Consider the following 5436-nt stretch of genomic DNA (forward strand, 5'->3'; position numbering starts at 1 on the left):
CACCACCCTGCCCTCACCGCACCCGATCTGCCGGGAACATCCCGCTTCGCGGGACGTTCCCGGAAACCAGCGCGAACCCCTATGAATCAGACCCGCCAGGGTTGACGAAACAGATAGGGGCACCCCCCCCCGCACGCAACAGCCCGCCGCAGCCACTACCGACGACGGTCCGCCGACGAGCCAACCGGATAGCGCACCGGCCGACGCCCAAGCCGCGCAAAGTCCTGCGGCGGATCACGACCCATCTGGATAGGATGCGGCCCGACGAGATTGGTGGTCTGCGACCCCGAAACGGGTAGGCCCCCTGCTGAGGCGGCGCCAGTTACGGCGTCACTTCTGTCGTCCCCGCCCCCAGGAGGGGGTTACGTCCTCTTCCTCTCCTTCCTCCCCTTCTTCCTCGTATTCGCCTTCTTCTTCGCCCTCGTCGTCAGGCTCGTCCTCGTCCTCGTCCTCGGGCTCGTATTCCTCGGGCTCCTCCTCGTAGTCCTCGTCCTCGGACTCCTCGCCTTGTGCGTCCTCCTGCTCGGCGGCCTCGTCTTCCATGGCGTCTTCGTGGGACACGACGACTTCACCGTCCCGGATTTCACCGCGCCAGCCCTCGGGCTCTTCCTGGGCGAGGGTGACGTATCGCTGAAAGTGCTTGAAGTCGAGTCGCATTCGGCGCCCTTGGGCGCGCCACAGGTTGCCCGTCTTCTCGAAGAACCCGGACGGGTAGTACTCCACGACCAGGACGATTCGAGTCAGACTGGGTGCCAGCTCATGGAAACTGACCGCACCACGGGTAGTTCCCTTGGCCCCCTCGGATGTCCAAACGATGCGGTCGTCGGGAATCTGTTCCTGGACAGTCGCTTTGAAGCTGCGCGAGGAAGGGCCGACTTTGACCTTCCAGTCACTGGACATCTCATCGCTCTTCGAGACGTCGCGAACGCCCTTCGCGAAGCTGCTGAATTGGTCGTACTGCGTCCAGTAATCGTACGCGACACGCAGGGGCACTCCCACATCGAGAACCTCGATGATGTTCATGACCTTGCCACCGCTCGACTTGCGTTTACCCTTTCCGCCGCCGAACGCTTCCTTGACCTTCCCCACGACTTTGTCCTTGACGCCCTTGGCTTTCTCTCCGAAGAATGCCTTCAGTGGGGAATCGCCCTGGAGAATACGGGGGCCGATCGCAAGAAGCGATCCACTCTCGGCCACATCGGTGAGCTTCCCAGTGACATCGGTAAGTTTGTCACCCGCCTTCTCGGCGAGCCTCTCCACCTGTGCGCTGAGGAAATTGGACGCCTCTTCTCGAAGCCGGTCCGCACCCGACATCTGTGCCGGGGGCTGGTCTGTTTTCGTCCTGGTCATGACTGGCTACCTCCGACGATCGGCGCGCGTGGACGCTGCTCGCTTCGACGGCGTCGTCTTTCGGGCGGCGGACTTCTTGGCCGGAGTAGTTTTCTTCGCAGCCGTCTTCTTTGCCGGGGCCGCCTTCCGGGCGGCAGACTTCTTGGCCGTCCGAGGCTTTTCCCCATGGGCGGGAGCGGCCTTCTTGCGCGCCGCGCCTCCTCTGGGATGGGCTGATTGACGAGAACTGCGACGCTGCTTCGACTGCCTCGCTTCCGGCTCTTCCTCTTCCTCCTCTTCCTCAGCTTGGCCCTCTTCGTACTCGGCCTCCGGCTCTTCCTCTTCCGGTTCCTCCTCTTCCAGCTCGTACTCCTCCTCTTCCCCCTCTTCCTCCCCCTCATCCTGCTTCTTACCGAGTCGGGCCGTACGGTCGCTGATGACGTCGGCCAGCGAACTCATGCCCCGGTCAGCGGCGGCAGCCACTGCCTTACGGCCTGAGTCGAAGACTTCCCCTTTCAGCTGCTCCTGCAGCTCGGCGAACTGGGGAATCTCTCCTAGTCTGCGCATCCCTTCGGCGGCAAGCTGTCGGGGTTCTAGGCCGAATCGTCTCCCTGCCAGGTACGTTGCAATGGTCAGGGCCAGCTGGCCCTTTTTCGTTCGGCCCAGCACATAGCCGCCCACTATTGCGGCCGCGAGGGTCACCTTGGCTTTGTCATCCATGAGTAGGTCACCTTCGATCGTTCGGTGCGGGGCCGACCTAGCCGGCGAGCAGCCTTTCCTCTTCCCGAATTCGAACTCCCTCCGTGCCGAAATATCCGCCTTCAAGTTCCCGGTTCAGTACAGCCAGCTGGGCACGGAACACTCGCGAGTCGTACAGTTCGCGCTCGGCAGTGACGCTGAGCTTCCGCCGCCCCGATCAGACCACGGACCAGTGCGACGGGGAGCGTGAGAAGTCCCGTGATCAGTCTCATGGCCAGACTCCGGCGGCCTCAACGTGAGTGCCTGCAGCAGCGACGAAGTCCCAACAAGGCAGTAGGCCCGTAATACGCAGCTTGATGTGTTCGCGGTGCGCGTTTCCAAATCGCTCCGCCGCTTTTCGGAAGTCGTGGCTTTCGCCACGGGGCTGTCGTTCTTCTGCCATGCATTCAAGTCTGACCGGTATCGGGCGCCTCGCACCTTGAGCGGAGCTAGCGGGCGCATCAGCCGGGGTGGGCGGCTGCTGTGGGGATCGCCGATTTGGGGGTGTAACGGACGACGGCACGAGCCCATCCTCCATCTGCTGTGTGGCCACGGTTTCCTGGCCACACGTAACGCTTTCGCCGCGACCGTCCAATCTCTTCCGCCGCGCCTTCGGCGTTCCCTGCCCTGTGACCAGGGCGTGGAGATGGCGGCCCACCAGCCGTGCACCAAGTCCACAGATATTCGGTCTACTTCCGCTATACGACTAAGGGCTGTCCCGTAATCCATGGTGGATCAGCGTGCGGCGTCGGATGTGGTGCATCGTAAGGCGGAGGGGCGTCCGCATACCGGATGTATGCGGACGTTCCGACAACGCGGCGAGGTGCTGCAGCCGTCGTCGCGCGCCCGCCAGGGATTACGGGACAGCCCTTAGCCCCGGGCGGCGCGGCTCGAAGAAGAACACCAACATCCTGCTGCGACAGCATTTCCCCACGGACATTGACTCGTCCCACACTCCTGAGCAGCTGGAGGTGGTGCCCTCCAAACTCAACAGCCGACCACGAAAGACGATCGACTGGTCAACCCCAGCCGAGCGTCTTGCTGAGCTACTGGACTGGACCCAGGCAGCTGACCAGCAGTTGGGGCTGGTCCTCTCAGCCTGTCACTCACCCCGTGTCCTGAGGCATTCCTTCAACGACTTCCGCAAGTCGCCGCAACATGCTGCGGTGCCGGATCTGTGCAAAGGCGTCGACAACTGTGTTGTGGAGACTCCCTCCCAGGCCGCGCAGCGGATGCTCGTCGAGAATGACCAGGGTCTTCTCGCCCCACGGCCGGATGTCGAAAGCAATCCGTGCCGTACCCAAAGGCCCTCCGTGCACTTCGAGTTCCAGTGCGCGCGGGGCGTCGATACGACGGACCGTCGTGCGTCCGTGGAACTCCTTCGGCCCTACACGCGTCGTATATTTGATCGACGATCCGACTTCCGGCCAATGCCCGTGGTCCGGGGCGGAGTCCAAGGTCCCCACCACCCAGTCCGCGTAACGGCTCTCGTCCTCCAGAACCGCCCAGAGCACGGCCGGTTCCCGGGCGATGAGCTGATGACGTACAGCCATGTGTGCTCCCATCCGGGACGCTGAATAGCACGCGGCATCCGAGCACGCCAGGATCAAAGCCGCCGTTGGACATCACAGCGGCCGCGTGCACGAGGAGCCGGAGTAAGCGGCACTACCAGTAGTGCCGTCGACCGCCCACTGCATGCCCGACGGCACCCAGGATCCAAAGAACGATGCCGATCGCGACGAGCACGATACCGATGGTCCACAGGATCGATATGCCAGCCACCAGACCGATGACCAGCAGAATGACGCCGAGGATGATCATGGCGTCCTCCGTTCTCCCAAGTCTTTTTAGTATGCACCTCACACGTATGCACGGCGATGCAGACCGCGCGAGGAGCTCGTCCAACAGACCGGGGAAAAGGCTATGTCGCGAGGACAGGCACATCCGGTGCTTCCGTATGGCCGTCATCATCGCCCGAGCGCTCGTCACCAGCGATGCCATGACGCGACGCATCAGCCTCCGACAATCATCCTGAAAGCGCGATTCAAATCGAGGGGTATGACCCCGTCTGCACGACGCTCTATGGCGGCATCTCGCGTAACGGAACCCACTCCAAGACGGTACTGACCGATATTTCGACCCCATGAAGACCGCCGTGCCCAGAGACCGTGAAGGCGCGTTCGAGCCGAAGACCGTGCGTCAGCGGCAGAAGCCTCTGCCGGGCGGTCAAGGCCCGCGGTCCTTCCCCAACAATGGCCGCACTGCACGCCTTCGACATCACCCTACGAAGGCAGGCCGTCTCTCAGCAGCCCACCAGATGCCTCAACAACGTGAGCTGCACCGCTCGTTTGGCAGCCCCGCAGGAGAGCCTCCTGCCGGGGAGGTATCGCAGTCCACACCGAACCAGAAGGCCTCACTCGTTCAAGATCACCACACTCGTGCCATAACCCTCACCAATCCCCATGGACAGCCCTTAGCCTGCGTGTTTCACTTGTGGCGGTGTCCGAGTCTTGGCCGGAATAGCGAAAGTGCCTTCTGAGCTGGGAAGATGAGGCTTGTCGAAGGTCTCTGTCATCACAGCAGGAAGGCACTTTCTGCGTGCACCCTACTCGGTCGCGCCCCAAGCTCGTCGTGTCGGCCGACGGTCACGGGGTGGTCAGCCACGCCGGGTCCCGCCTGCTGGCTGATCTCGCTGATGTCACTGGCCTGACCAGCGCCTTCACGGACGCTCTGCGTTGGCTGCGATCACGTGGCACCGGGCACGATCCCGGCCGGATCGCGGTCGATCTCGCGGTCATGCTCGCCGACGGCGGTGAGGCGATAGCAGATTTGGCCCTGCTGCGCGACCAGGGCGAGGTGTTCGGCCCTGTCGCCTCCACCCCGACCGCCTGGCGCCTGCTGGCCGGCATCGACTCGGCTGCACTGGCCCGCCTGCGCTCGGCCAGAGCCACCGCCCGGGAGATCGCCTGGCTGCAGGCCACCGAGACCAGGGCAGGGATACCCGCAGCCCGCGCGGGCGGACGCGACCTGCCCGGCCTGGTACTGGACATCGACGCCACCCTGGTCACCTGCCACTCCGAGAAAGAACAGGCAGCGGCGACCTACAAGCGCGGCTTCGGCTACCACCCGCTGATGTGCTTCCTGGACAACACCGGCGAAGCCCTGGCCGGAGTCCTCAGGCCCGGCAACGCCGGTGCCAACACCGCCGCCGACCACATCACCGTCCTCGACCAGGCGCTTGCCCAAATCCCCGACGCCCACCGCCACGGCACACCCATCCTCATCCGCGCGGACAGCGCCGGAGGAGCGAAAGCGTTCCTGGAGCACGTGCGGGCCCTGCGCTCACGCGGGATCCTCACCTACTTCTCC

General features: G+C 63.8%; 5 protein-coding genes. 1 reads left to right on the forward strand and 4 read right to left on the reverse strand.

What is annotated here, in order from left to right:
• Positions 1–330 precede the first annotated feature (330 nt).
• From ACFYXM_RS36790 to ACFYXM_RS36805, 4 genes are all read right to left on the reverse strand, one after another.
• On the reverse strand, positions 331–1350 hold the full coding sequence (locus ACFYXM_RS36790; protein ID WP_389296178.1) for an SRPBCC family protein: 1020 nt from the start codon (positions 1348–1350) through the stop codon (positions 331–333).
• A gap of 6 nt (positions 1351–1356) precedes the next feature.
• Positions 1357–2049 carry a histone protein gene (locus ACFYXM_RS36795; protein WP_389296180.1) on the reverse strand — a complete coding sequence of 231 codons (693 nt, stop codon included), beginning with the start codon at positions 2047–2049 and terminating at the stop codon, positions 1357–1359.
• A 1124-nt stretch (positions 2050–3173) separates the two neighbouring features.
• Positions 3174–3620 carry an SRPBCC family protein gene (locus ACFYXM_RS36800; protein ID WP_389296182.1) on the reverse strand — a complete coding sequence of 149 codons (447 nt, stop codon included), beginning with the start codon at positions 3618–3620 and terminating at the stop codon, positions 3174–3176.
• A 112-nt stretch (positions 3621–3732) separates the two neighbouring features.
• Positions 3733–3888 carry a DUF6131 family protein gene (locus tag ACFYXM_RS36805; protein ID WP_164495245.1) on the reverse strand — a complete coding sequence of 52 codons (156 nt, stop codon included), beginning with the start codon at positions 3886–3888 and terminating at the stop codon, positions 3733–3735.
• A 747-nt stretch (positions 3889–4635) separates the two neighbouring features.
• On the opposite strand from ACFYXM_RS36805, the gene ACFYXM_RS36810 reads away from it, so the two are divergent.
• Positions 4636–5436 (forward strand): transposase (locus ACFYXM_RS36810; protein ID WP_389296185.1); only part of this gene is annotated, 801 nt, incomplete at its 3' end.

It is taken from the genome of Streptomyces sp. NPDC002476, from assembly GCF_042889785.1.
Lineage (GTDB): Bacteria > Actinomycetota > Actinomycetes > Streptomycetales > Streptomycetaceae > Streptomyces.

Coding starts and splice junctions, on each gene's coding strand:
- ACFYXM_RS36790 (WP_389296178.1), bottom strand. CDS start 1,350: ATGACCAGGACGAAAACAGACCAGCCCCCGGCACAGATGTCGGGTGCG.
- ACFYXM_RS36795 (WP_389296180.1), bottom strand. CDS start 2,049: ATGGATGACAAAGCCAAGGTGACCCTCGCGGCCGCAATAGTGGGCGGC.
- ACFYXM_RS36800 (WP_389296182.1), bottom strand. CDS start 3,620: ATGGCTGTACGTCATCAGCTCATCGCCCGGGAACCGGCCGTGCTCTGG.
- ACFYXM_RS36805 (WP_164495245.1), bottom strand. CDS start 3,888: ATGATCATCCTCGGCGTCATTCTGCTGGTCATCGGTCTGGTGGCTGGC.